The 26,917-nt window shown below is 44.3% G+C and carries 24 protein-coding genes and 2 tRNA genes; 22 read left to right on the plus strand and 4 right to left on the minus strand.

The window, feature by feature from the left end; translation table 11 throughout:
* The first annotated feature begins 226 nt into the window (after positions 1-226).
* From GJU87_RS16795 to GJU87_RS16830, 8 genes are all read left to right on the plus strand, one after another.
* The gene (locus GJU87_RS16795) at positions 227-910 is read left to right on the plus strand and encodes a response regulator transcription factor (RefSeq protein ID WP_153640543.1); all 684 of its coding nucleotides are present in this window, start codon (positions 227-229) and stop codon (positions 908-910) included.
* Between the two features lie 258 nt (positions 911-1,168).
* Complete coding sequence (locus GJU87_RS16800; protein ID WP_153640544.1) at positions 1,169-1,411, plus strand: PqqD family protein; 243 nt, start codon at positions 1,169-1,171, stop codon at positions 1,409-1,411.
* 33 nt (positions 1,412-1,444) lie between these two features.
* Complete coding sequence (locus GJU87_RS16805) at positions 1,445-2,491, plus strand: ATP-grasp domain-containing protein (protein WP_153640545.1); 1,047 nt, start codon at positions 1,445-1,447, stop codon at positions 2,489-2,491.
* Positions 2,492-2,522: 31 nt separating this feature from the next.
* The gene (locus GJU87_RS16810; RefSeq protein WP_153640546.1) at positions 2,523-3,869 is read left to right on the plus strand and encodes an alanine racemase; all 1,347 of its coding nucleotides are present in this window, start codon (positions 2,523-2,525) and stop codon (positions 3,867-3,869) included.
* 1 nt (position 3,870) lies between these two features.
* Positions 3,871-6,081, plus strand: coding sequence for an urea transporter (locus tag GJU87_RS16815; RefSeq protein ID WP_153640547.1), 2,211 nt, complete (start codon positions 3,871-3,873; stop codon positions 6,079-6,081).
* Positions 6,063-7,400 carry a hypothetical protein gene (locus GJU87_RS16820; RefSeq protein WP_153640548.1) on the plus strand — a complete coding sequence of 446 codons (1,338 nt, stop codon included), beginning with the start codon at positions 6,063-6,065 and terminating at the stop codon, positions 7,398-7,400. Before GJU87_RS16815 ends, GJU87_RS16820 begins: the two co-directional genes overlap by 19 nt.
* Positions 7,388-8,011, plus strand: coding sequence for a lipopolysaccharide assembly protein LapB (locus GJU87_RS16825; RefSeq protein ID WP_153640549.1), 624 nt, complete (start codon positions 7,388-7,390; stop codon positions 8,009-8,011). The genes GJU87_RS16820 and GJU87_RS16825 overlap by 13 nt, the downstream gene beginning before the upstream one ends.
* A gap of 854 nt (positions 8,012-8,865) precedes the next feature.
* Positions 8,866-9,873, plus strand: a complete 1,008-nt coding sequence (locus GJU87_RS16830) for a sugar phosphate isomerase/epimerase (protein WP_194831564.1) — start codon at positions 8,866-8,868, stop codon at positions 9,871-9,873.
* 57 nt (positions 9,874-9,930) lie between these two features.
* Here GJU87_RS16830 and GJU87_RS16835 read toward each other — a convergent pair whose 3' ends face one another.
* The gene (locus tag GJU87_RS16835; protein WP_153640550.1) at positions 9,931-10,770 is read right to left on the minus strand and encodes an MBL fold metallo-hydrolase; all 840 of its coding nucleotides are present in this window, start codon (positions 10,768-10,770) and stop codon (positions 9,931-9,933) included.
* A 68-nt stretch (positions 10,771-10,838) separates the two neighbouring features.
* On the opposite strand from GJU87_RS16835, the gene murC reads away from it, so the two are divergent.
* A complete protein-coding gene (murC, locus tag GJU87_RS16840; protein ID WP_153640551.1) occupies positions 10,839-12,203 on the plus strand; it encodes a UDP-N-acetylmuramate--L-alanine ligase in 1,365 nt (454 codons plus the stop codon).
* 33 nt (positions 12,204-12,236) lie between these two features.
* Here murC and GJU87_RS16845 read toward each other — a convergent pair whose 3' ends face one another.
* Positions 12,237-13,043, minus strand: a complete 807-nt coding sequence (locus GJU87_RS16845; RefSeq protein WP_153640552.1) for a hypothetical protein — start codon at positions 13,041-13,043, stop codon at positions 12,237-12,239.
* Positions 13,044-13,219: 176 nt separating this feature from the next.
* Between GJU87_RS16845 and GJU87_RS16850 the strand changes: the two genes are divergently transcribed.
* From GJU87_RS16850 to upp, 9 genes are all read left to right on the plus strand, one after another.
* Positions 13,220-13,975, plus strand: coding sequence for a DUF3298 and DUF4163 domain-containing protein (locus GJU87_RS16850; RefSeq protein ID WP_153640553.1), 756 nt, complete (start codon positions 13,220-13,222; stop codon positions 13,973-13,975).
* Positions 13,976-14,073: 98 nt separating this feature from the next.
* Positions 14,074-15,015, plus strand: a complete 942-nt coding sequence (locus tag GJU87_RS16855; protein WP_153640554.1) for a hydrogen peroxide-inducible genes activator — start codon at positions 14,074-14,076, stop codon at positions 15,013-15,015.
* Between the two features lie 180 nt (positions 15,016-15,195).
* Positions 15,196-15,267: transfer RNA gene (locus tag GJU87_RS16860), tRNA-Glu, on the plus strand.
* 98 nt (positions 15,268-15,365) lie between these two features.
* Positions 15,366-15,437: transfer RNA gene (locus GJU87_RS16865), tRNA-Glu, on the plus strand.
* A gap of 29 nt (positions 15,438-15,466) precedes the next feature.
* A complete protein-coding gene (gene rpsT, locus GJU87_RS16870; RefSeq protein ID WP_153640555.1) occupies positions 15,467-15,718 on the plus strand; it encodes a 30S ribosomal protein S20 in 252 nt (83 codons plus the stop codon).
* A 120-nt stretch (positions 15,719-15,838) separates the two neighbouring features.
* Entirely contained in the window at positions 15,839-16,534 is a 696-nt protein-coding gene (gene radC, locus GJU87_RS16875) for a DNA repair protein RadC (protein ID WP_153640556.1), read from the plus strand.
* A gap of 49 nt (positions 16,535-16,583) precedes the next feature.
* Positions 16,584-17,912 carry a polysaccharide deacetylase family protein gene (locus GJU87_RS16880; protein ID WP_373921491.1) on the plus strand — a complete coding sequence of 443 codons (1,329 nt, stop codon included), beginning with the start codon at positions 16,584-16,586 and terminating at the stop codon, positions 17,910-17,912.
* Positions 17,902-18,837 (plus strand): hypothetical protein, encoded by a 936-nt coding sequence (locus GJU87_RS16885; protein WP_153640558.1) that lies wholly within the window; start codon positions 17,902-17,904, stop codon positions 18,835-18,837. The genes GJU87_RS16880 and GJU87_RS16885 overlap by 11 nt, the downstream gene beginning before the upstream one ends.
* 50 nt (positions 18,838-18,887) lie before the next feature.
* Complete coding sequence (gene upp / locus GJU87_RS16890) at positions 18,888-19,565, plus strand: uracil phosphoribosyltransferase (protein ID WP_153640559.1); 678 nt, start codon at positions 18,888-18,890, stop codon at positions 19,563-19,565.
* A gap of 79 nt (positions 19,566-19,644) precedes the next feature.
* Here upp and folK read toward each other — a convergent pair whose 3' ends face one another.
* Complete coding sequence (folK, locus tag GJU87_RS16895; protein ID WP_228492030.1) at positions 19,645-20,124, minus strand: 2-amino-4-hydroxy-6-hydroxymethyldihydropteridine diphosphokinase; 480 nt, start codon at positions 20,122-20,124, stop codon at positions 19,645-19,647.
* 172 nt (positions 20,125-20,296) lie between these two features.
* Between folK and sppA the strand changes: the two genes are divergently transcribed.
* The 3 genes from sppA to GJU87_RS16910 all read left to right on the plus strand — a co-directional run bounded on the left by sppA (position 20,297) and on the right by GJU87_RS16910 (position 24,075).
* The gene (sppA, locus tag GJU87_RS16900; RefSeq protein ID WP_153640561.1) at positions 20,297-22,081 is read left to right on the plus strand and encodes a signal peptide peptidase SppA; all 1,785 of its coding nucleotides are present in this window, start codon (positions 20,297-20,299) and stop codon (positions 22,079-22,081) included.
* A 142-nt stretch (positions 22,082-22,223) separates the two neighbouring features.
* Positions 22,224-23,318, plus strand: a complete 1,095-nt coding sequence (gene lpxK, locus GJU87_RS16905; RefSeq protein ID WP_228492031.1) for a tetraacyldisaccharide 4'-kinase — start codon at positions 22,224-22,226, stop codon at positions 23,316-23,318.
* Positions 23,263-24,075 (plus strand): purine-nucleoside phosphorylase, encoded by an 813-nt coding sequence (locus tag GJU87_RS16910; protein ID WP_153640563.1) that lies wholly within the window; start codon positions 23,263-23,265, stop codon positions 24,073-24,075. The genes lpxK and GJU87_RS16910 overlap by 56 nt, the downstream gene beginning before the upstream one ends.
* 240 nt (positions 24,076-24,315) lie before the next feature.
* Here GJU87_RS16910 and GJU87_RS16915 read toward each other — a convergent pair whose 3' ends face one another.
* Positions 24,316-25,212 (minus strand): EamA family transporter, encoded by an 897-nt coding sequence (locus GJU87_RS16915; protein ID WP_153640564.1) that lies wholly within the window; start codon positions 25,210-25,212, stop codon positions 24,316-24,318.
* 327 nt (positions 25,213-25,539) lie between these two features.
* On the opposite strand from GJU87_RS16915, the gene GJU87_RS16920 reads away from it, so the two are divergent.
* Positions 25,540-26,913, plus strand: coding sequence for a citrate synthase (locus GJU87_RS16920; RefSeq protein ID WP_153640565.1), 1,374 nt, complete (start codon positions 25,540-25,542; stop codon positions 26,911-26,913).
* Positions 26,914-26,917: the final 4 nt, after the last annotated feature.

The raw sequence follows: 26,917 nt of genomic DNA on the forward strand, positions 1-26,917 counted from the left end.
TGTTTCAAACCGCAGACACAACTGCTAGTTTGTTTATATTAAATTTAGAGATTATCACCCGTTGAAGACAATCGCCTTAATGTGCATTTTATATTGCCTGAATGTGTAGCTTCTCGTGCACGTCCATTTACATAGACTCAACATATAAGGATTTGATTTAAACAATTGTTGAGTTCTATTGCCTTTCTGTTTAAATCGCTGTAAATTAGATTATGAATATTTGCTTATGAAAACGCAGATTTTGCTCATAGGATATCATCAACGAATTCTAGCCGATGCCTTGAGCGCAGTATTTAATAATATTAAAGATTTTGCGCTCGCAGGTGTTGTTCCGATTAGTGATGAGCTATTGGATAAAATCAGAGTGTACGAAGCCGATATTCTCGTCCTTGAGTTTAACTCTCTGTCGTTTTTGAATTTGGATTACATCAAAAAGATACGCCTGTTAAACCACAACTTAAAAATCCTCATTTTATCAGACCTCGTTTCACGGCGTCTGTTGGAGAAGTGGCTTCCCGAGATTGATGGCTATATGTTGAAATCATGCTCTGCTGAAGAATTCATTTTCGCCATCCGTAAAGTTTCTGCATCAGAAAAATATCTTTGCTCGAAGGTGGCCACTTCTCTTTTTAAACAAGAACAACAATCCTCAGATGAAATCATACTCACCGAACGCGAGCGCGAAATTCTCGTATTAATGTTGATGATGGAGAACAACCATCAAATTGCGGAAAAGCTAAACATTAGTGAATCTACCGTAAGAACACATCGCAAAAATATTCGCCATAAGTTCGGGACATCCAATCAAATTCAAATTTTAACTTATGCTTGCCGGGAACGTTTGCTCCCCGATAGTAAACATCCAATTTGTACCAACTGTCGCATTCATTGTGCACCTGCACTTGCCTGATTTTTTTACAGAAGACAGAAGGACTATCCTCATTTCGTGAGTCTTATTCTTTTCCTGAGTCCTTCGGCAGACAAAATTGATTATTCACGTTAGGGTAAATCCGGTTTTAAACGGTATTCATGTAAACAGAAACAGGAGTTCCGGAGAAATCTGATTTAACATGTTGGCATAATCAACTGATTCAGCGTAACTTTATTATAGCATGCAGATTTTACCACTGCTACTCCTGATTCCAAACCTCATATTAAACAAAATGATATGCGAATAAAAAGAAGTGTCGCTGTTAGTGAAAACGGATTTGTTTTCGACAGCTCAACCGGTGATTCTTTCAACCTAAATGGCATAGGACGGGAAATTGTGGAGATGATGAAAAATGGTTTAGAGCAATCGGATATTACCAAAAAAATTATTGAGCGTTACGAAGTTGAACCAGTCATTTTTGAACAAAACCTGATGGATTTTCAATCCATGCTCAGACAATTCAATCTGCTGGAAGAATAACCTCTGCATTATTAACCCTCAGAAACGTCTTCTATGCCTAAGAAAAAAATAACAATCGCCATTACCGGATTGAACAATACCGATAATCCGGGACCTGGAGTGCCATTCATCCGCGCCATCCGAGAATCCGACCGGTTTGATGCGACAGTCATTGGACTGGCATACGAAAACCTGGAGCCGGGCATCTATATGAATGGTATTACCGACAAAACCTACCTGATCCCCTACCCATCATCCGGTTCGGAACAATTGCTGGCACGCATTGAACAGATACACCGGAAGAATCCTATTGATGTCCTGATTCCGAATTTCGATGCTGAACTATTCACTTTTATCAAGAATGAGAGTTGGCTGCGGGAAAGGGGAATCAAAACCTTCCTTCCAGGAATGGAGAGCTTCATGGAGCGCTCAAAAGACAACCTGAGCTCGTTTGGGAAAAGGTACGATTTAAAGGTACCGAAAAGCTTACCGTTAACCGGGGGTCACCAGGTTGACCAACTTTTCGAGGAACTGGATTTTCCGGTATTCGTGAAAGGAAAATTTTATGATGCTTACAAAGCCTGGGACAAACACGAAGTGAATACACTATTCCATAAAATAAGTGCCAAATGGGGGCTTCCGGTTATGGTGCAAGAATTCGTGGAAGGCACTGAGGTTAACGTAATTGCCCTGGGCGATGGCAAAGGAGACACGATTGGCGCTGTGCCCATGCGAAAGACCTACATCACCGACAAAGGAAAGGCGTGGGGGGGCATTACTATCGACGATGAGAAAATGCTTTCACTCACCTACGATATCATCAGGAAAACCAAATGGCGGGGTGGAATGGAGCTGGAGATGATCCGAACAAGAGACAACGAATACTACATCATCGAAATCAATCCGAGGCTTCCTGCCTGGCTCTATCTCGCGGTAGCTGCAGGGCAAAATCTTCCGGAAGTAATGGTTCGACTGGCATTAGATGAAAAAGTAGAACCGTTTCATACATTCAAAACCGGAAAAATGTTCATCCGCTACTCATACGATTTAATTGGAGACATCTCTCTCTTCGAAAGCATTACCGTAAAAGGCGAATTATAAAATTGAATAACTTCTGAAAAACAATAAAGCTATGGCAAAGTTAGCCTACGAAAGACCCATCATCAACCGGATCAGTGCCGGTATCCCCGATAAATTTGGCATGCAAAGTCGCATTCGCCCCATCCCACAAATCGAAGGCTTGTCTGTCGAAGAATTAATGAAGAAATACGGCTCACCATTATTTGTACTTTCCGAAAAAACCATTCGGGACACATATCGTAGTGCACTGAAAGCGTTCGAGACGCGTTATCCGTCCGTACAATTTGCATGGTCGTATAAAACCAACTACCTCGACAGCGTATGTCGGATCTTTCACCAGGAGGGTTCATGGGCCGAAGTCGTTTCCCGTTTTGAGTACGAAAAAGCGCTGGCCAACGGTGTGCCGGGAAATCAAATCATCTTCAACGGACCGCACAAAACCCGGGACGATTTGGAGATTGCGATTGAAAATGACTCGCTGATTCACATCGACCACTTCGACGAACTGTACACCCTGCTGGAAATTGCCGGGAAATCGGCAACCAAACCCAAAGTGGCTATTCGGGTGAACATGGACACCGGAATTTTTCCCCGTTGGGAACGGTTTGGGTTTAACTACGAAAACGGCGAAGCATGGGACGCACTCAACCGAATCATGCTGAGTGGGAAACTCGACCTGGTTGGACTTCATACCCACATCGGAACATACATCCTGGCGCCTTCTGCCTATGGAATGGCAGCCAACAAACTCGCTCAACTGGCCATCAACCTGGCCCGAAAATACAACCACCACGTTCATTACATTGATATGGGAGGCGGATTTGCATCGAAGAACACCCTGAAAGGAGCGTATCTTCCGGGTACGGACACCTGCCCTACATTCGATGAATACGCCGATGCCATCACCAGTGCTCTGATCAATTCAGAAATTGAACCAGACCATATGCCAACCCTTTTCCTGGAAACAGGGAGAGCGTTAATTGATGACGCGGGATATCTGTTGGGAACAGTGATTGCCAACAAAAGACTTCCTGACGGGCGCAGAGCAACGGTAGTCGATGCCGGTGTTAATCTCCTGTTCACCTCCTTCTGGTACGATCACCAGGTTGTACCGGCGGTCATTTCGTCACAACACACCGAGAATACGACTATTTACGGACCTCTTTGCATGAATATCGACATACTGCGCGATGCCGTTATGTTTCCGCTGCTGAGACCCGGAGAACGAATTGTTATCCCACGTGTTGGTGCCTACAATATGACCCAGTGGCTGCAGTTCATCACTTATCGGCCCAATATCGTCCTGATTGACACGGAACAACGCGTACATGTCATTCGCGAACAGGAGAACCAAAACACATTCCAAACATCCGAACGTATTCCGCAATATCTAAAATAATATGACCGAAAACGAGCACATCGTTCTGGCTTCCATTCCACGAAGCTATGCCCAGGTTTTTTTCTCTAATTACTCATTCCTGGGATGGCTGTTACTCGGAATCAGTTTTATCGATTGGGTAGCCGGGACCTGTGGCCTGATTGCCGTTGTGGTGGCCAATGCCATCGCCTGGCTTTTAGGCTATTCTTCCGAGATGATTAACCAGGGAATGTACGGCTTCAACGCTTTGCTGGTGGGCCTGGGAACCGGACTTGGGTTCCAGCCTGGCTGGGAACTCTTTTCGATTACCATTTTTGCCGCTGTATTTACCCTGTTTCTTACATTGGCTCTGGAAGGAATCTTGTTTAAGTACAATCTTCCCTACCTCAGCCTTCCGTTCATGTTTGGGATGTGGATGGTGATGCTGGCTTCGCGGGATTTTCAATCGCTGGGCCTTAGCGAACGAGGAATTTATACAGCCAACGAGTTGTTCACCCTTGGCGGGAAACCATTGGTCGACGTCTATTATTCGATTGCGCACATCGACTGGCCTCCAGCAATTCGCACTTATTTGTTGTCATTGGGAGCTATATTTTTTCAATCCAATTTGCTGGCAGGAGTTCTGATAACCATTGGACTATTGCTTTTCTCCCGAATTGCATTTACACTTTCGGTATTGGGATTCAGCATTGCCTGGGCGTTCTACCAGCTTACTGGTGCCAACATTCACGAATTGACATACACATACATAGGATTCAACTACATCCTGACGGCCATTGCCATCGGAGGAATTTTCCTGGTTCCCTCATTCAAAAGCTACCTCTGGACGGCTATTTTGCTTCCGGTAGTGGTCATGTTGACGTTGAGTCTCGGAAAAGTTTTTCTGTCATTTGGGCTTTCGGTTTATTCACTGCCGTTCAATATTGTCGTCATCACATTTGTGTATGTCTTAAAACTTCGGCTTGAGCCGGAAAAAGGCCCGGTAGAAGTTACTTTGCAGGAAAACTCGCCGGAACGCAATCTATATCACCACATCGGCACTAAACAACGGTTCGCCAACCGATTTTATCTTCCTGTTTCTCTTCCATTCTTTGGCGAATGGACCGTTTCTCAAGGACATTCGGGCGAATACACGCACAAAGACGAATGGAAGCACGCCTGGGACTTCGTTATTACGGATGAAGAAGGAAAACAGTATAAAGGGGTCGGCGATTGGGTTACCGACTATTTCTGCTTTGGTAAAGCAGTAGCCTCTCCGGGCGATGGCACGGTTGCCGAATTGGTCGATGGCGTTCCTGATAATAAAATTGGCGATGTTAATACCCATCAAAACTGGGGAAATACGATCGTTATCAAACACAGCGATTATCTCTATTCCAAGTTATCGCACCTGAAGGAAGACAGCATTAAGGTAAAGAAAGGGGAATTTGTCAAACAGGGACAGACCATCGGTGAAGCGGGCAATTCGGGACGTTCACCTTATCCACACCTGCATATGCAGTTCCAGGTGTTGCCGAATATTGGAGCTCCGACACTTTCGTATCCATTCGGTCAATATATTCTGAATAACGGTCATGCGAAAGAATTGAAATCGTTCGCTATTCCCCGTAAAAATGAAAAAATCGCCAGCATCAGGAAAACCCAACTGATTGAAGAGGCCATGCATTTCATACCGGGAGAACATCTTCATTTCCGAGTCCTGAAAAACGAAATCCCCGCTTTTCGTCGACTTCCCGAAAAGGCCGAGTGGATAGTAGACACCACGTCCCGGAATGAATCACGATTGATTTCTGAAACAGAACAAGCGACTGCCTGGATTTACAACGACGGGCAAGTGCATTATTTCAGTCATTTTCAAGGGAAAAACAAGTCGTTGCTTTACCTGTTTTTCCTGGGATTGTTCAAGGTTCAATCAGGTTTCTATGCTGATTTAAAAATTCAGGACAGCATACCGCCCAACCTTGTTTTTCCTAAAAGCTGGATGTTTTTGCACGACTTTACTGCCCCCTTCTTCCGGTTTCTTCACGCCGACTTTTCGTTGCAGTATTCTTACATCGATAACCCCACAATGCCGGGCCACATTGAGCTGACCTCCATCGTGGACAAGAAAATATTCAAGCGGCAGCTTAGTCGAATGACATTCAAAACAGAAATTAGTCCAACCGGAATTAAAAAAATCGCGGTCGAAGAAAACGACAAAATACTGATTGCCTTATGCGGAGAGTCATCTTAATCATCCTGCTACTTGTGCCTTTCGTTTCCATGGCACAGAAGAAATTAACCCCGGCAGGGGTGGATAAGGAAACCTATGCCTTTTACTTAAACGGCGAATGGAGAAAGCTGATTCAACTATCAAAAGAGGCAAAAGAAGAAGGAATTGATTTCTTCTATCTGAATACCCGAACAGCTATTGCTTATTACAATCTGGGACACTATCGCAAATCTGTTCCACTTTTTGAAAATGCGCTACAGGAAATAAAAGGTGACACCATCCTATTGGAATACCTGTACTACGCCTACCTCTTCTCAGGAAGAGGCCAGGATGCAGTTTTCCTGACACGGAAGTTCCCTGAATCGCTGAAGACAAGGCTCGACGCACATCCCAAGGCCATTAGAAGTTTTTTCGTTGAATCTGGTATCGGTAATAACATGGATTACACCAACATCACCACCATGTCGCGAAACAGAAATTCCAGTGTTTATGATGCGAACTACTATCCCAAGAACCAATATTACATCACAACTGGCTTTTCTCACGACCTGGGACCGGGAGTGCGTTACACACAGGCTTATACTTATATTGGGATTAATGAAACACAGCACATCCGTGAAATGGGGAATACATCCAATGAATCAATGCATACAACGGTTCAGAATCAGTACTACGGTGCGTTAGATTTTAATCTGGGAGAGGGATTTCATCTCGTCCCCTCTCTCAACTTATTGTGGGGAAAATACAGTTACAACGCCTTATCCTACAACGCAAACAATGTAGCAACTTACGACCTTGTGAACGGTAATTTCAGTGATTATTCTCTTTATCTGGGGCTGTTCAAAAATTTTACATATTTCAGTACCGGGCTCAGCGGAAGCTATGCCAATCTTTTAGGCATCGATTGCACCCAGCTTAATGGGCAATTGGCTATCTATCCCTTGGCAAACCTCAACTTTTACCTGGTTTCCACTCTTTCTTTAAAGCAACAAAAGCTGGCTTCAGCCAATTATTCTGATAACAATTTAGTATTCAACCAGAAAATCGGCTTCAAAACCGGACCGTTCTGGTTGGAAGGGTATTATACCAGCGGTTCCATGGAGTTTCTTTCCGAAGCAGCCAACTATCTCATCTGGAACACTCCTTACGTCATCGATTCCAAGTGGGGGGCCAATCTGATCATCCCAATTCACCAAAACCGGTTACAACTTGTATTCCGCTACTACTCAATGAAAGAAAAGGGTTACCTGTTGTCTTACCAGGACACAGAAAATTATCAATATGAAGAATACAATTTCACAAATCAGAATTTCTCAGGAGGACTGACATGGAATTTCTAGTAAAAACAACAATTGCAGTAGCTTTCCTGCTGTCATTTCAAATAGCGAAAGCTCAACAGGATTTCAATACAGTGATGACTGCATTTGAAAAAAGTTATACCTACGAGAAGCAGAATGACTTCAATCAGGCGATACAGGCACTAAAGAAAGTTTATTCGGATGATTCTTACGAGATCAGCCTGAGGCTGGGCTGGTTGAATTACCTGCAAGGTAATTTCACGGAATCGGCTGCGCATTACCGCCATGCGGTCGAACTGAAACCTTATTCTGAAGAAGCCAGAATGGGGCTGGTTCTCCCACTTTCAGCTTCCGGGAAATGGGATGAGGTAGTCGATTTGTACAACAAAATACTGGAGAATAATCCGAAGAACACAAAAGTCAACTACCGACTTGGCTTGATATACTATAACAGGAAGCAGTTTGAGAAAGCTTTTCCCTACTTTAAAACGGTGGTCGACCTCTACCCGTTCGATTACGACGGTCTCCTGATGCTGGCATGGACACACTTCAGTCTGGCCCAAACCCGCGAAGCAAAAGTCCTTTTTCAAAAGTGTCTGCTCTTCAAACCCGGCGATCAATCCGCCAGCGACGGCTTATCGCGAATTCCGTGAAAAAAATAACGGGTTACGACAATAATTTCAACCGTAACCCGTTTTTATTCCATAAAGGAGCCCATTCCCCTATGCTCCTAACCCCAACAAGCACGTAACAGGAAATGGGCTTTCTAACCTCCCCCCAGAGGTACCTTTTACTTAAGTTCCGTGTGATGGGACTTAAGTTTTTTTTTCTCAAAAATCTCCTACAATAATCCTAAAACCTTACTCCTGAATCCAAGAGCAAAAAAATAATTCTACCAAACAAACTATAAATGTTCTCTCAAAACGAGAGTAAAAAATTCAAAATCAAAAAAATGAATAATTAACTGTTTTCAATCCATTTATCCCTCCAGCATAACTGTCTTATATCTGTGCTTCCACATACCGCCGTTTTCAAATGATGAACCACTGTATCGGGGGAGACGTTAGGAAAGTCATACACTTTAAGGGGTTTTATCATTCGAACAGTTAAGTTGATTATAAATTTACGAACTAATCGCTCTTAATGTCAATTAAATTTTAACTTTTTTATCAAAATGTTTAAAATTCAGGTTTTACAACATTTTCAGGGCTTTCAAGCCAAATTATTTTACAAAGCTGTGTTAAACAATTCAACAACATAGTTGACATAACTTTTTAAAGAACGCCATTTTTTAGCATATATTCTTCAAGTGATTGCTTAAAAGCCCCATAATATGAGGCTTTACGCCAAATTATTAAAATTCTGTTTCGGTTTTCTCACTTTTCTATCCATATCTCCTGCCTTTTTTCAAGCAAAATCAACCGTAACTACTGAATATCAGTACGTAAATTTCCTTTCCGTCGGACAATTTTATATCTTGAAACGAAATTATACTAATAACCAGACTATGCAAAATCACATTTCCAGAAGACTATTCTTAAAAAACACCGCTTTGGCTTCTGCCGGAGTCGTTATTGCCGGAGCATCCCTGGCTTCTGCACCGGAAAACAAACGACTTTTCAAGCTATCAGTTGCCGAATGGTCCGTTAATCCCCTCATCTTTGGCGATGCACGCAAAGATGGCTGGGAGAAGTTCATGCAACTACTCAAAAACGATTTTGGCGCTATTGAGAAAGCCGCTCCGATGAAAAATATCGATTTCCCGAAGTTCATCAGAGAAGTTGGAGGCGAAGGCGCCGAGTACGTCAATACCTGCATGTACGATAAAGCAAAGAACACAAAGTATTTGAATGAACTCAACAATGTTTGCAGAGGAGAAGGAATTACCAACGTACTCATCATGGTTGATGCCGAAGGATTGGTAGGTGCCCCCGAGAAAAAGGATCGACTACAAACCCTCGAAAATCATAAAAAATGGATCGATGCAGCAGCTCAGATGGGATGTCATTCTATCAGGGTGAACGCTGGTTCACAAGGTTCTTACGAAGAACAACAGAAACTGGCAGCCGACGGACTTCATCTACTTTGTGAATACGGCGACAAGGCTGGCATCAATATTCTGGTAGAAAATCACGGCGGTTTTTCCAGCAACGGTAAATGGCTGAGCAAAGTGATGGAAATGGTCGACCATCCTCGAGTCGGTACCCTACCCGATTTCGGTAATTTCCGTACCAGCTATGAACCGGAGGAATGGTACGACCGCTATCTGGGAATGAAAGAACTAATGCCTTATGCCAAAGGGGTCTCAGCCAAGTCGCAGGAATTTGACGAAAATGGTGAAGAGATTCATTCCGACTTTCACCGGGTCATGCGCATCGTGATGGAAGCCGGCTATCGTGGATTTGTCGGGATTGAATATGAAGGTGAACAACTGAGCCCCAAGGAGGGTGTATTGGCCACCAAGCGACTGCTTGAAAAATGTCATGACGAACTGGCAAAAGATTTCAAAGCCTGATATAAAAAAAGAGGTCACTTACAAAGCGGCCTCTTTTCTTTTATGTTTCGGGGAGTTTTATAATTCACTCAACTGAAAGGTTCGCTTCAATGCCGCCCCCTTTTTCCCGGCTTCCAGTTCAGCACATTCGTTGTAGGCGTCGTGTTCGAAAAACAACACATAATCTTCTTCCAGGGCTGTTTTCATGAATTCGGCTTTCTCTTCCATGGTCGTTACCGGGAATAAATCGTAACCGGCCAGCCAACCTACCGGGATGTTGGCGGTAACAGGAATCAAATCAGCAGTAAAAACCACCTTACGTCCTTTGTATTCAATTACAGGAATCAATTGTCCGGGCGTGTGGCCATCTGCAACAATGTATCGGAATTCTGGAATCAGCTCGCCTTCTTCCTTAATCAACTGTAACTTGCCACTGTCTCGCAAAGTCTCCAAATCAGCCGAAAAGTAAGCATTCCCGTCACGGATATTCGGATTCCAGGCTTTCTCCCACTGACTTTCCGAAACCCAATGTGTCGCATTTTTAAACACCAGCTCCGGCGTTGTACCATCTTCACCAAATTGAACAGCCCCTCCACAATGGTCCCAATGCAGATGGGTGAAAAACATGTCGGTAATCTCATCCGGATGAAAACCGGCTGCTTTCAGTGAGCCGACCAGAGTTTCATCGCCATGAAGGCCGTTGTTTTTCTTGTACTTTTCATCATATTTATCTCCGGCTCCGGCGTCAATCAGAATCTTCCGAGCGCCGTCAACCACCAGCAAACATTTCATCGCTCCCTTGCAAAGATTATTTTCGTCCGATGGGTAATGCTTACTCCACAACACCTTCGGAACAACACCAAACAGGGCGCCGCCATCAGCCATGAAATAACCTGCATGAATTGGATAAAGCTTCATATACTGAAATTTTGTGATTCGGATTTTGTTACTTTTAACCGCAAAATTGGCAAAAAGTTACCGAAACCATGAATATTCATTTCATCGCCATTGGCGGAGCTGCCATGCATAACCTGGCTATTACCCTAAAACAAAAAGGTTACCGGGTAACCGGCTCAGACGACGAAATATTTGAGCCCTCGAAAAGCCGCTTGGAACTACACGGTTTGTTACCCGATGCATTTGGGTGGGATGTTAACAGGATCACATCTGATTTAGATGCTGTCATCCTGGGAATGCACGCCCGCGAAGACAATCCGGAGTTGGCAAAAGCAAAAGTGCTGGGCGTAAAAATCTATTCGTACCCGGAATTTCTTTACGAACAGACCAAGAACAAAACCAGGGTCGTCATTGGCGGAAGCCACGGGAAAACCACCATTACGTCGATGATTATGCACGTGCTGAAAGAGAATAACGTCGATTTTGATTATATGGTTGGTGCACAAATTGAAGGCTTCGATACGATGGTTCGGCTCAGTGAGTCGGCAAAAATTGCCGTATTCGAAGGTGATGAATACTTATCATCGCCCATCGACCGGCGCCCGAAATTTCATTTGTATCAACCACAGATCGGTCTTCTTTCGGGGATTGCCTGGGACCATATCAACGTCTTCCCTTCCTTCGATAACTATGTAGAGCAATTCAGGGAGTTTGCGCGGCTGATGCCGGACAACGGTCACCTGATTTATTTCGATGGCGACGAAAACCTGAGGGAAATTGCTGACAAAAACGCATCCCGTCTGAAGGTAACTGGCTACAACGAACACACAGCAGATGTAAAAAACGGAGAAACACGATTGATTACGACTGAAGGAAAACACGTGGGGCTGACTGTTTTCGGACGACACAATTTGCAAAATATCAGCGGTGCGCACATTATTTGCCAGCAATTGGGCATATCAGATGAAGATTTTTACCGGACCATTTCCACTTTCAGCGGCGCTGCCCGCCGTTTAGAGAAACTGGCTGAAACCAATAGCATGACCATCTTCCGCGATTTTGCCCACTCGCCATCGAAGCTGAAGGCAACCGTGGAAGCGGTGAAGCAACAATTTCCCGACAGGAAATTAACAGCTGTCATGGAATTGCACACTTTCAGTAGTCTGAAGAAAGAGTTTCTTCCGCTTTACAAAGATTCCATGGAGAAAGCAGACACAGCGTTCGTCTATTTTAGTCCGCATACCATCGAGCATAAAAAACTTGAACCTATCACGACAGACCAGGTGAGAGAAGCTTTCGGGCGCGAAGATCTGCATGTATTTACGGATTCGGATGCACTGTTTTCAGTGTTGGAGAGTTTGCCACACTGCAACCAAAACCTGCTGCTGATGAGTTCCGGGACCTTTTCGGGAAAAGATCTACCCGGATTTGCTCAATCGCTAATTGAAGAATAAAAAACGGGGAACTTTCATTCCCCGTCTCTGCTTTTAGTTGGTCTCTTTCACTTTTGCTTCAAGCGATTTGATTTGCTCATCCAGCTTATTCTTCGCTTTCAGCACCAGCGATAAATCGTATGCTTTTTTGACAGCTTCTTTATCAAAGGTCTCCAGGACGATATAATAATATCGTTTCCCCAGAAAAACAGCTTTCAGCTTCAGGTCAGTATGCTCGGCAATAAATTTAATCACATCGTCGCTTTTCCCATTCTTATACGAAACCTGCTCCCACTTTTTATCCAGAAATTCACTGTGATGATTGTTGACATCGTCCAAAGGAACAGTATCGGTTCGGGCATTTAATTTACCGTCATAAACCCGGATTGCCACATGATTAAGCCATTTATCTCCGTAGTAATTACTCGACAGGTAAATCCGTCCACTGGCATCAAGGTGCACCTGGATAAATGACCGGTCCCAGCTCCGATTAACAGATTGTCTTTTCGGAACATATTGCATGTATCGATCGAACTCGCCTTTTTTTGTTGTGAAATTCTTTGACAACGCGCTAATCCGCTCATTCAACGAATCGCGCTGAGCCCTGAGTGACACCAACTTGGCAACGAAGATGCGCTTCTTCATTTCACCGGCCTGTTTTATCTGGGCAACCGCTTCGGGATACGATTTGGCTATGGAATCAAGGCTTTGAACAGCCTTCACCGTATCGCCCTGCGAGAGCAATGTTTCCGCCCTGTTTATCTGTTGAGCCGCTTTCTCCGACTGAGTCGGTCCACATGAAACAAATAACACCGACATCAACCCAAGAAAAAATACTGCACTGCTATATACTCGTTTCATACCTCGAAATTTTTCCTAAAAATACAATTTCTGTTCGACTCAAAATGAAATTTTCAAAATCCGATGTGACAAGCTCAAATAATTCTGGCTACATTTGAAAGCACAAAGAACGAATTGGGATTCATTATCGGATAATATTCCGGTTCTCAATGTGTTCTGAATTTAATTGACTCGAAATGAAAAAGATTATTGTGCTGGCAACGCTTGCAATAACGTTGTTTTCATGTCATCCCAGTCGTCAGAGAGATGCTCAAATCTCCTTCAAGCTAAAAGACATTCATCAGCAGGATTACTACTATAAAGTTCACATTGCCTATCCGTTAATCGAAAGTTACTGGTCGAATTGTCGGTTCGAAGACACGTTTAACCGCGAAATGATCAGCTTCGCCGACAGTACTTTGGCTGAATTTCAGGGTAAAGAACTGGCGGAAAAGAAACAGGTTGTCGATCAGGCGTTAAAAGAAAGTCCGAATCCCCGCCCTGGATATCGTTACGAAATGTCGCTCACCCATCAGTGGTTCAATATCTACAATGGGATGCTCAGTCTTCGTTTCAAGAAATACGAATACGCGTTGGGAGCTCACGGAAATACATGGTTTATTTGCTACAACTTTTCAGCTTCCGATAATCGTTTTCTTACCATCGACGACATCATTGACCGTTCGACACCAGAAAAATTGCAGGAACTGGCAGAGATTATTTCCCAATATCTCGATAATCCGGAAGATTGCTTTGCGGTAACAGCCGATGATTTGGACAACGATTTTCAGAATGTCAACTTCACCAATGATGACATTATTTTTTCGTTTGCCAACTATCAGATTGGGCCGTATGCCTGTGGAACGGCTATTGTTCATATACCAATTGAGGTGTTGAAAAAGAAGGATTTGATACAGCCTGAATTTTTAAAAATGCTTCAGCCCGACGAATAAGATACCCGATTTCATACTTTTATCTGATTCAGGTAGCAAACGTTTAACGCCCATATCATAAAGGTTTACTACCTTTCAGGGAAAATTCTCTCCTATCCATGGTGACACTTACACAACTCGAATACATCGTAGCCGTCGATACGTATCGTCATTTTGCGACTGCAGCCGAAAAAAAGTTCATTACCCAGCCTACGCTGAGTATGCAAATCAAGAAAATGGAGGATGAGCTGGGTGTCATCATTTTCGACCGGAGTAAACAGCCCATTATTCCGACCGATGTGGGGCGTAAAATTATTGAACAGGCCCGACAAATTTTATTCGAGGCAAGTAAAATCAACACCATCATCGATGATTTTCGTGGCGAAGTGAGCGGAACGTTGAAAATCGGGATCATTCCAACATTAACGCCCTACCTTCTGCCTCTTTTCATTGGCGAATTCTCGAAGAAATATCCCAACATCGATATCTATGTGGAAGAATATTATACACACATCATCGAAGATAAACTGAAGAAGGATCAACTGGATGTGGGAATTGTTGTCACTCCACTCAAGGATAGAAACATTCATGAAGATCCGCTTTTTTACGAGGAGATGAAAATCTTTTCGCACCGCGGACATCCCATCGCTAAAAAACAGACCATCTCGGTTAAAGATATTGCATCACCGGACATTTGGCTGCTCGACGATGGTCACTGCTTCCGGACGCAGGTTATCAATCTATGCCGGATGAAAAACCAGGTGCAATCCAAGCTTCCTTTTCATTTTGACGGCGGTTCGCTGGAAACCATTATGAAAATTGTGGAACGGGAAGGTGGGTATACGTTAATTCCGGAGCTCGCTGCCGGGTTTGTACCCTTAACCGCACCGGTCATTGTCCGGAACTTCTCGGATTTGACCCCTTTACGGGAAGTCAGCCTGATTTATGCCCGGAACTTTGCCAAGCATAAACTGATCAGCGTTCTCCGCGAGGAAATCATTCAACAAGTTCCTAAATCTCTCAGGAACAAGGAGCGCGGAACCATTGTAGAATGGCGCTAATTTTTTTAATCTTTTTATTTGTTGTTTAAGAAATATGTTATTTCTTTGCATCGCTCAAAACAAAAGGGCAAACAAGCCCTGATGAGCCGTTCAAAATTTTGAATGATTAACAGTCCTTCGTTTGGAGCTTAAAAAAATCTCGTTATTTTTGCAGCGCCAAATAAAAGGCAAGCAATAGGAGGCCCGTTCGTCTAGGGGTTAGGACGCCAGGTTTTCATCCTGGTAACAGGGGTTCGATTCCCCTACGGGCTACGACAGGAATGCATCTTCGGAAAAACCGGTCGAATGCTTTCCAAATCAGTAAAAAACGTTAATTTTACAGTCCCAATTGAAGGGACATTGAACAAGGAGGCCCGTTCGTCTAGGGGTTAGGACGCCAGGTTTTCATCCTGGTAACAGGGGTTCGATTCCCCTACGGGCTACTTTTTAAAGACATTAATTATTTAGGGAAATGGCAAATCATAAATCAGCAGCAAAGAGAGCAAGACAATCAGAAAAGCGTCGTTTGGAAAACCGCTATTACGCGAAAACGATGCGTAATGCAGTTCGTAAACTGCGTGATACCAGCGAAAAAGAAGCCGCGTCGGAGATGTACCCGAAGGTTTCTGCTATGCTCGACAAACTGGCTAAGAAAAATGTCATTCACAAAAACAAAGCGGCTAACCTCAAGTCAAGCCTGTCTTTGCACGTGAACAGCCTGTAAGATATTTATAATCTATATTTCAGCTCATCCTTCAGAAAGGGTGGGCTTTTTTTGTTTTGACCAATTTCTCCGTTCCCGGTTTGGATTACATTTTGTAAATTAGTTAAAAGCTAAACCTGAATGGAAGAATACCGAAAACTCAGTATCAAGGACTGGGCAGTAGAAGACCGCCCCCGCGAAAAACTCCTCTACCGGGGACTTGCCTCCCTTTCCGACGCCGAATTAATCGCCATCCTCATTGGATCGGGTAACAGCGAAGAAACTGCCGTCGAATTATCACGCCGAATTTTGGGGACTGTTAAAAATAACCTGAATGCTTTGGGCAAGCTTGATGTGGAAGCCCTGAAGAAATTCAAAGGTATCGGGGAAGCGAAAGCAATTACAGTAATCGCTGCATTAGAACTGGGACGGCGACGTAACCAGTCTGAAGCTCTAAAAGCGAAACAAGTAACCAGCAGTCGCGATGCTGCCGAATTCCTGCAACCTGTGATGGGCGATTTGTCTCACGAAGAGTTTTGGCTTATTCTCCTCAACCGCCACAACAAGATTATTCACTACGAACGAATCAGCCAGGGAGGCCTGACCGGTACCGTCATCGACGTTCGTCTCATTCTGAAAAAAGCGCTCGAAAAACTGGCTACATCCATTATTATCGCACATAATCATCCATCAGGGAATCTGCTGGCCAGCGAGTCCGACCGTAAAATAACCAAACAAATGAAAGAGGCCGCTAAACTGATGGAAATCCCGCTGCTCGATCACCTCATCATCACTCAAAACGGTTACTATAGCTTCGCCGATGACGGTGCCATCTGAAAAACATAGTAGTATTTTTTTACATTTGTGATAAACCCAGCCTTTGACTGTGATAATTATCTATTGCAATAATCTGAGTCCTCGTCTGACTTATACAGCCAGATATGTCTTCAATGATCTGCTCCCAACCACATTTCAACTGACAGATGATTTGGATACGATCAAAAGCTTTGACGGTCCCGTTGTCAATTACTCTGATAACAATGAATTGCCGGGTTTGCATATTCTTCCCCACGGTTTGCTTTTTTCCGAAAAGCTCGTTGATTTTGTTCCGCAAGTAGATAAATCCGGTGACATTCCACTGCTTTTCCCGGTTTCAAACGGAAGCAAAGATATTCTCGCATTCGACATATTCTCCGCCGTGTTTTGGATGATTTCCAGGTATGAAGAATATTTCCCGAAAGGAAAAACAGATATTCACGGCCGGTTCAGAGCGGAGGAATCTTTCGCTTTCCAGCAAAGTTTTCTCCAACTTCCCGTTGTTGACTTGTGGGCACAACTGTTGGCCGATGCGATTGCAGCCCGATGGTCTCATTGGGAAAAACCGGCACGTCGTTTTCGCTACATCTCAACAATCGATGTGGACAATGCGTATGCAATCCTGCACAAAAATATGTTGCGCCGGGTCACTGCATCGTTTCGTTCGGTGATGAACCCAAAAAGAAACAGTCCCTTCCCGGTTAGGAAGGAGGTTTTGAAAGGGCGCACACCGGATCCATACGACACTTATTCCGAGATGGAAAAGCTCCATGAAACGTACAACGTCGAGGCCGTTTTTTTCTTCCTGTTAGGTGATTACGGAAAGTTTGATAAAAATCTTTCTTACCGGAATGTCAACTACCGCGTGCTTATTCGCGATACCTCGAAGAAGGTCCCGGTTGGAATTCATCCGTCCTACAAAGCTTCCGGTTCCCCGAAAAAACTGGAAACCGAAGTCAAAAGGCTCAGTAAAATCATTGGCGAACCTCCGTTCCGAAGCCGGTTTCATTACCTCCGTCTTAAATTTCCACAATCGTACCAGTGGCTTATCGGCGCAGGAATTAAAGAGGATTATACGCTCACGTATCATTCACATCCCGGATTCAGGGCAGGAACCTGCACACCGTTCCGCTTTTACGATTTGTCGACGGAAAGCGAAACCAACCTGAGGATAATTCCTACAACGGTAATGGAGGTATCGTTGAAACAGTACCAGGAACAAAATCCCGAACAAGCGGCAGAAACAATTCACCGCTTAATGATGGAGGTGAAAAATGTGAATGGTACCTTTGTTTCATTATTCCACAACGAATCGTTGAGCGATTTGGACGAATGGAAAGGATGGAAGAAAGTCTTCCAATCGATGTTGAAAAAGGCGGCTGAACTTCGTGATGAATAAAAATCAGACAATCGACTATATTTCGTACGACAAGCTGGATGTCAAAAAATGGGACACGTGTATTGACAACGCCGTGAACGGGATCATATATGCCTATTCATGGTATCTCGATATCATGGCGGGCAAATGGGATGCGCTGGTGATGGGCGACTACGAGTATGTGATGCCGTTGGTTCCGCGGCGCAAATATGGGATATGGTATCTGTACCAGCCCTATTTTACGCAACAATCCGGTATTTTTTCAGCCAACCTCCTGAATGCCGATGTGGTCGACAAGTTTCTCAATGCGATTCCGGCCAAATACAAATTGATCGAAATCTCCCTCAACGCGTTCAATACACATAACCGCCTCGCTCATTTCGAAAACGAACGTCGCGTGACGTACCAGCTCGATTTAATCCAGCCGTATCAACAGCTGTGCTCCGCCTATAAAATCAATACCATCCGGAATATTCGGAAGGCGCAGAAAAACAACGTTTTTATCGACGAGAATATCGACCCGGGGCTTTTTATGCGTTTTACAAAGGAACACCTGCAGAAAAAAGTCCCGGAGTTAAAAGATGCCGACTTTCTCCGTCTACAAAAACTGGTCAGCTACTGCGTTCGCTACGGACGGGGACGCATCAGCGCCGTGTACTCCGATCACAACGAACTGTTGGCAACTGCTTTCTTCGTATGGTCGCACCATAAGCCAATCATGCTGGTATCGGCCAGCTCGGAAGAAGGGAAAAGGCAAAGCGCCATGTTCTTTATGATTGATCAGTTTATTCAGAAATATTCGGGCAATCCGTATACCTTCGATTTCGAAGGCTCGACCATTGAATCGGTAGCTCGCTTTTACGCGGGCTTTGGTGCAACTCCAACAGAGTACTCGTTTATTCGTCGAAATAACCTGCCTCTTTTTTTGAAATGGTTTAAACAGTGAATCTGGTTCTTCCGAAAAATCATTTTTTATTATTTTCGCATAAAAATTCCATGATTCACATACTTGGCGAAAACAATTCCCTCTTTAATCAATTCATAGCTGAAATCAGGGACGAAGTTGTACAGAAAGATTCACTCCGGTTCCGCCGGAATTTAGAACGTGTAGGAGAGATTTTTGCTTACGAAATCAGCAAACAGCTCGAATTTAAAACAGCGGATGTGACAACTCCCCTTGGAGTGGCCAAAGTTCCCACATTAGCGCAACAGCCGGTTTTGGCAACTATTCTACGTGCCGGACTTCCGCTCCACCAGGGATTGCTCAACTATTTCGACCAGGGCGAAAACTGTTTCATTTCAGCTTATCGCAAATACGACGAAAGCGGCGAATTCCACATCGAGTTTGAATATATTTCATCTCCATCGGTCGACGACAAAATCGTCATCCTCTCTGACCCAATGCTGGCAACCGGTGCTTCGATGGAAATCGGTTACCGGGCTTTGCTTGAAAAAGGTACTCCCAAACACGTGCACATGGTTTCAGTAATTGCCAGCCAGGAAGGCGTTGATTACCTAAGGAAACACATGCCGGAAAATAATTATACACTTTGGATTGGAGCTATCGACCAGGAAATGACACCCAAATCATATATCGTACCCGGATTAGGTGATGCAGGCGATTTGGCCTACGGAGTGAAAATGGATTCGAAGAAAAAGACACATAACCGGTAATTATTTTTACACCGGAAAGATTTAATAATGCCGTTGTGCAAGAGTAATTAACGCTCCTGCTCAGCGGCTTTTTTGTGCCCTACAGTTTTTCAACCGAAGAAGTATCGTCACATTCAGCAAGCATCCGGCTGATAGTTTTTCCGGTAACCGGATGAATCAGGTCAGGATAGAGCTCACTCAATGGTTCCAGAACAAAACGCCGCTCTCCCATTCGCGGATGCGGAACCACCAGATCCGATGTGTTAATGATTTGTTCCTCCACGAAAAGAATGTCAAGATCAAGCGTCCGGGCAGCATACCCTTCCCCTTTGCGTTCGCGACCGAAAAATGCTTCTACCGAAAGGAGTATTTGCAACAATTCATGCGGAAGCAGTTTTGTTTTCAGGGTGACAACCTGGTTCAAAAACGGATCGGAATCAAAGCCCCAGGCCTCGGTCCGGTAAAGCGATGACTCCCGCACGATGGCCCCGGCTTTATCGATGAGTTGGCCTTTGGCTTTGCTGAATATTTCCAGCGTGTCGCCCACATTTCCTCCCAGTAAAATATCAACCTGAAGCATTCCGTTCATTTTTTCTGTAATAAAAAGCTGTACAATAATACCTATTTTAAGACGATTAATTTTAATTTCAGTTTTCGGTTATAGTACATAGGGAAATGCTGGTAGCCAACATTTCACCGTTATCGAAAACATTTCTTTTTTAAGCAATTACAGTACACCTAAATTCAGTAATATGAATAGTTTTTGGAAAGTTTTTTTGGCCACTTTACTGGCCATGTTCATTGGAGTTATCCTCTTCTTTTTCATTTCCATCGGCTTTCTGTCATCGCTGGCTTCATTTGCCGAGCCCACCGTGCAGGTTGCCAATAACTCAGTATTGACCCTCAAGTTGGATAACCGCATTGTTGACCGGAAATCGAATAATCCGTTTGAGGATATGGACATTCCGGTACCTGGTATCAGCTCAACTCCGACCACCGGGCTCAATCAGATTTTGCGATCGATTAAGAAAGCGAAAACTGATGACCACATCAAAGGTATCTACCTGAATCTTTCGGACATTGGTGCCGGTTATGCTACCGTGGAAGAAATCCGTGATGCGCTCAAGGATTTTAAAACATCTGACAAATTTATTTACGCTTACTCTGACAACATTTCGCAAAAAGCTTACTACCTGGCGACGGTAGCCGACAGCCTTATCATGAATCCCCGCGGCATGTTCGATTTCAGGGGACTGAGCGCGCAACGAACTTTCTACAAAAAAGCCATGGACAAGTTCGGCATCGATATGCAAATCATTCGCGGCCGGAACAACAAGTTCAAGTCGGCGGTTGAACCGTTCATGTACGAAAAGATGAGTGAAGCGAACCGGGAACAAACGAAGGTTTACCTCAATAGCATCTGGGACCATCTCCTTCAGGGAATCTCCGAAACGAGAAACATTCCGGTTGATTCACTTCAGGCATTTGCCAACGAAGTACAAACCTTCCGCATGCCTCAAAAAGCGTTGGGTGAAGGATTCTTCGATAACCTGAAATACAAAGACCAGGTGTTAAATGATTTGCGCGAACTGACCGGCGTTGGAAAAGACAAAGACATTCCAAGCATCGGTCCGGGTAAATACGACAAGGTACCAGAGAAGCTCGATGGCAAAGGTTTGGCGAAAAACAAAATCGCCGTTATTTACGCGCAGGGTGAAATTGACCCCGGAAGTGACGGTTCCTACTACATCGATTCGAAGAAAATATCACAAACCATCCGCCAGGCAAGACAAGATTCAACCATCAAGGCAGTTGTCTTCCGTGTGAATTCCCCCGGAGGAAGTGCCTATGGTTCGGAAGTTATCTGGCGCGAAGTGGAATTAACCCAAAAAGTGAAGCCGGTGGTTGTTTCCATGGGTGATTTGGCAGCATCGGGAGGTTACTACATCTCGTGCGCAGCCGGTACTATTTTGGCCGAGCCTACCACCATTACCGGTTCGATAGGTATTTTCGGAATGATTCCGAACTTCCACGATCTTTTGTCCAACAAAATCGGTATCACCTTTGACGAGGTAAATACCAATACCCACTCCGATATGCCGACTGTCAGCAGGGCCATGACTCCTTTCGAACATGACCTCATGCAGAACTATGTAGAAAAGGGTTACGAACTGTTCCTGAAAAGAGTAGCTACCGGACGTGACACAACCAGTACGTATATCGATGGTATTGGCCAGGGACGCGTTTGGACCGGTGAGAATGGAAAACAAATTGGTTTGGTCGACAAGTTCGGTGGATTGAACGATGCCATTAAGCTGGCAGCCAACCAGGCTGGTGTTGAAAATTACCGCATCAAGGAATTGCCGAAAGAAAAAGACCCGTTCGAGGAAATCCTGAAGAGTTTCTCGACAGCCGCCAAAGTGAAAATGTCTGAATATGTGTTGGGTGACTCGTATCAAACATGGGAAAACATCAACCGTGTTTCGCACATGAATGGTTTGTACACAATGTTGCCATACACACTTGAAATCCGATAAAATTCAATTAATTTTGCCATATAAAAAGGAGAACACAGGTTGTTCTCCTTTTTTTCTGTCTTGATAAAGTAGTAACTTAGTCTTCTTCGCGAAACAACAAAAGCGATAAGATTTCACTGTTGCTTCGGATACAAAAACGATTGTGAAAAAATTGATATTCATACCTCTTTCGTGGTTGTATGGCCTTGTTGTCGCCATTCGGAACCGACTCTTCGAAATGGACATCCTCCATTCGAAGGAGTTTTCCATACCCACGATCTCGGTCGGCAATATTGCAGTTGGCGGAACCGGAAAAACACCACATACCGAATACCTGGTCCGGTTACTTCATAAGGAGTTCAAAGTCGCCACCCTCAGCCGCGGTTACAAACGAAAAACCAAAGGATTTCATATTGCCCGGGTCGATTCAACGGTAAATGAGGTGGGTGATGAGCCCCTGCAAATCAAACAGAAATTTCCGGAGATAACCGTCGCCGTCGATGAAAAAAGAGTGCACGGCGTAGAAGAATTACTCAAATCGGAAAAGCATCACCGACCTGAAATCATCCTGCTCGACGATGCCTTTCAGCACCGCTACATCAATCCGGGTGTGAATATCCTGCTGACCGAATACAGTCGTTTGGTTACACAGGATCATCTGTTGCCTTACGGCAGACTTCGTGAAAAAGCCTCGAACCGCATTCGTGCGAATATGATTATTGTAACCAAATGCCCGGGCGAACTCAAGCCCATCGACGAGCGTATTATTACGAAAGAGCTGGATATAAAACCTTTCCAAAACCTTTATTTCACAACACTGGAATATGGTGCACCAGTCCCTGTTTTCCCCGGTAAGGTAAGAGAAGCTTATTCCCACATCGATTCGGCTGTTTTATTGGTCACCGGTATTGCCAACCCCGAGCCTTTGAAGGAATATTTGCGGCACCGGACAGTCGAAATCCACGAGATTGCTTTTAGCGATCATCGTAATTTTACCCCAAAAGACATGGAACGCGTGGAAGAACGCTTCATTGAGATTCAGTCATCACACAAGATCATCATTACAACAGAAAAGGACATGATTCGGATAAAAGGCCTGAACCACGTCCCTGATATTGTCAAAGAGAGTTTACATTATATTCCACTGGAAATTAAATTCCTGAATGACGGCAAAAAGAATTTTGACCGAAAAATACTGAACTATGTTAGAGAAAATAAAAGCAACTTCGACCTATATTCAAGAGCAAACCGGGTATGAGGCGGAAGTAGGAATCATCCTGGGCACAGGATTGGGAGGCTTGGCGAAGGAAATCGACATTGAGCATTCGCTGAATTATTCTGATATCCCCAACTTTCCGGTTTCGACCGTTGAAGGACATGCCGGAAGGCTGATTTTCGGACACCTGGGCGGGAAGAAAATCATCGCCATGCAGGGACGTTTTCATTTCTACGAAGGATACTCATTGCAGGATGTCACTTTCCCTGTCCGTGTATTACGACAACTGGGTGTTCGTAAACTCATCGTCTCCAATGCCAGTGGCGGATTGAATCCCGAATACAAAGTGGGCGATATCATGATGCTCACCGACCACATCAATATGTTTCCGGGCAACCCATTAATTGGCCCCAACCTGGAAGAACTGGGACCGCGCTTTCCCGATATGAGTGAGGCTTACAATCTGCACCTCCGCAACCTGGCGCGGAAAATTGCGCTGAAGAATGACATCAGTCTTGAAGAAGGGGTGTACGTTGGCGTAGCTGGCCCAACTTTCGAAACACCAGCTGAATACAAGATGTTCCGGGTGTTGGGAGGCGATGCTGTTGGTATGTCGACCGTGCCCGAAGTAATTGTGGCCCGCCATATGGACATCGACGTTTTCGGTATTTCCATTGTGACCGACAGCGGCGTACCCGGCGAAATCGTCGAGATATCGCACGAAGAAGTTCAGGAAGTAGCCATGAAAGCCGAACCGAAGCTTTCACTCATCATCCGTGAACTGATACGACAGATGTAAATACCCTTCCGGGAAACCGGAACGGAGAAAATTATACAAACAACCGCACCAACTTATCCGGGGGTAAGCACCTTCGGATATCTTTTTGCTCACCTTTTGTTATTCTAATGCTGATTAAAATAAGTTTTAATCATGGTTAAATTATTTTTTAATCCCGATTAAAACTAAAAATAATCATGATTAGAATTAGGAAAGGTAAGTACATCTAACATAAGATGTGCAGATGTTTTCAGCAGAACATCAGCTTCCCAGTAACAAAAGCAGGATACCTGCCAGTATACCGAACAGCAGCATAAATTTTCGGCGGATGTTTTTCTCCCGGAAAAGAACTGCTCCCAATGCAAAAGTGATAACTACCCCTCCCCTTCGCAAAGCGGAAATGACCGAAATCAGAGAGCCATCCAACGAAAGCGCATAGAAATAGAGAAAATCGGCGGTAACCAGGAACAACCCGATGAACGGAATGCTCCAACGCCATTGAAACGGCGTATTCCTCTTCCGGCGCGGATACCAAATGAACAACAGGATGGGCAATAACAGCACGACCTGGTAAATGGAGAACCACGCCTGTACGGCCATCCGGTCGAAATGACGAATGAGAAATTTATCGTACAAACCACTTACCGCCCCGAGCAATGTTCCGGCAATAATGAACAGTACCCATTTATTGGTTCGAAAGTGAATTCCTTCCGTTTTCCCCGCCAGGGAAAACAGGTAAAAGAAAACCAGCGTTACCGAAAGTCCAATCCACTGCATAGGAGAAAGATGTTCCGAGAAAACCAGAATGGCACCAATCAATGTCCAAACCGGTCCGGTTGCCCGGATAGGCGTCACAATGGTAATGGGCAAATGCTTCATGGCAAAATAGGCAAACAACCACGACGAAGTCACAATCACAGCTTTGAGAAAAATATAGCCATGCTGCTCAATCGGAATGGACGGAATGAAAAAGAGCGATTCATTAAAACCTTCGGGCGCGAAATGAGATAGCAGCAACAAAGGGACAAACAGCAATGCCGAAGTAACGGTCGAAAAGAAGAGCACCGGAATAACGGCATTGTCTCTCAACGACCACTTCTTAAACACATCGTATGTACCCAGAAAAAGCGACGATATCGCCCCAAAGATTGCCCACATATCTTTTTCAATTCGAATCAACAAAAGTAGCGGGTATCACTTAGTTGAGTATCATCCGGGTTTTACGGAATAGTTAATAAATACATCCGCTTACAGGATACTGATCCGACGAACGTAATCAAACCACATCACTCCAGCACAAAGACCGGTATAAATTATCTTCTGAAATTAAACATACATATTTTATAATAATTTGATATTACAAACCAATCAAAGGAGAACATTCGTTTATACATTTGAAGTTTATCTGCTAAATTCACATTCAACAATAAATAAACCTTAGCACAAGCTACTTTGGATGAAGCAAACAGACCTAAAAATCATAATATGAACACTGATGACTTAAAATTTAAAGGATTCACCGACAAACTTTCGTCCTCTATCGAGCAAAACAGTCATATCGAGACTCAATTGTTTGAGAAATTTAATGTAAAACGGGGCCTGCGGAATGCTGACCATACCGGCGTACTGGTCGGACTGACCCGCATTGGCGATGTTGTGGGCTATCGGAAAAGCAATGAGGGAACATTGGTAGCGGTTGATGGCCATCTGTTTTACCGGGGAATTAACATTTACGACCTGGTTAAAGGGTTCCAGGCTGAAGGCAGGCATGGTTTTGACGAAACTATTTACCTGTTGCTTACTGGCGACCTTCCTAACAAACCCGAATTGACTGAGTTCTCAGCCTACATGGCGGCAAAACGCACCTTGCCTGAAAAACTGAAAAATTCGCTACTCAGCCTGCACGGGAAAAACATCATGAACATTCTCGCTCGTTCGGTACTAGTCCTTTATAATTACGATGATGATGCTGAAGATACCACTACACCACAATTAATTAAACAGTCTCTCAGTCTCATTGCCAAGTTCCCGACGGTTATTGCTTATGCATACCATAATTATGTCCACCAGTTTAAAGGAGCCACACTTTCCATTCGTCACCCAAAGCGAGAATTGACTACAGCTGAGAATCTGCTATACCTATTGAAAGGCTCCGGAAATTATACCGCTCTCGATGCTGATGTGCTTGACCTGGCATTGGTGCTGCACGCCGAACACGGCGGTGGTAATAACTCGACCTTTACCATAAGGGTGACCAGTTCCTCGGGAACAGATACATACTCATCAGTTGCATCGGCAATTGCATCCTTAAAAGGCCCTTTACACGGAGGTGCTAATCTCGAAGTTATGAAAATGATGGATCACTTAAAGAAGGAGATACATGATTGGAAAGACGAGGAAGAGATTAAGAGTTACCTGATGCGTATCCTGAGAAAAGAAGCATACAATGGCACTGGTAAGATTTATGGTATCGGACATGCTGTTTATACTGTTTCGGACCCCCGGGCCGTACTACTTAAAGAAAAAGCCAGGGAGCTGGCTATAGAGAAAGGTTTGACTGAAGAGTTTGACTTCTACGAACGTATAGAGCTCTTGGGAATTCAGACTTTTATGGAGTATAAAGGAGCCAAAGTCAACAAAACCGTATGTGCCAATGTAGACTTTTACTCGGGATTTGTTTACTCAATGATTGGACTACCAAAGGAAATCTACACTCCGTTGTTCGCCATGTCGCGTATGGCTGGTTGGACTGCTCATCGCATAGAGGAGCTGAACTTCGAACAGCGGCGTATTATCCGCCCGGCTTACAAAAATGTCATGGACCCCAGAACCTATCAACCTTTGCTGGAACGGAAATAACCTG

The organism is Prolixibacter sp. NT017, from assembly GCF_009617875.1.
GTDB lineage: Bacteria > Bacteroidota > Bacteroidia > Bacteroidales > Prolixibacteraceae > Prolixibacter.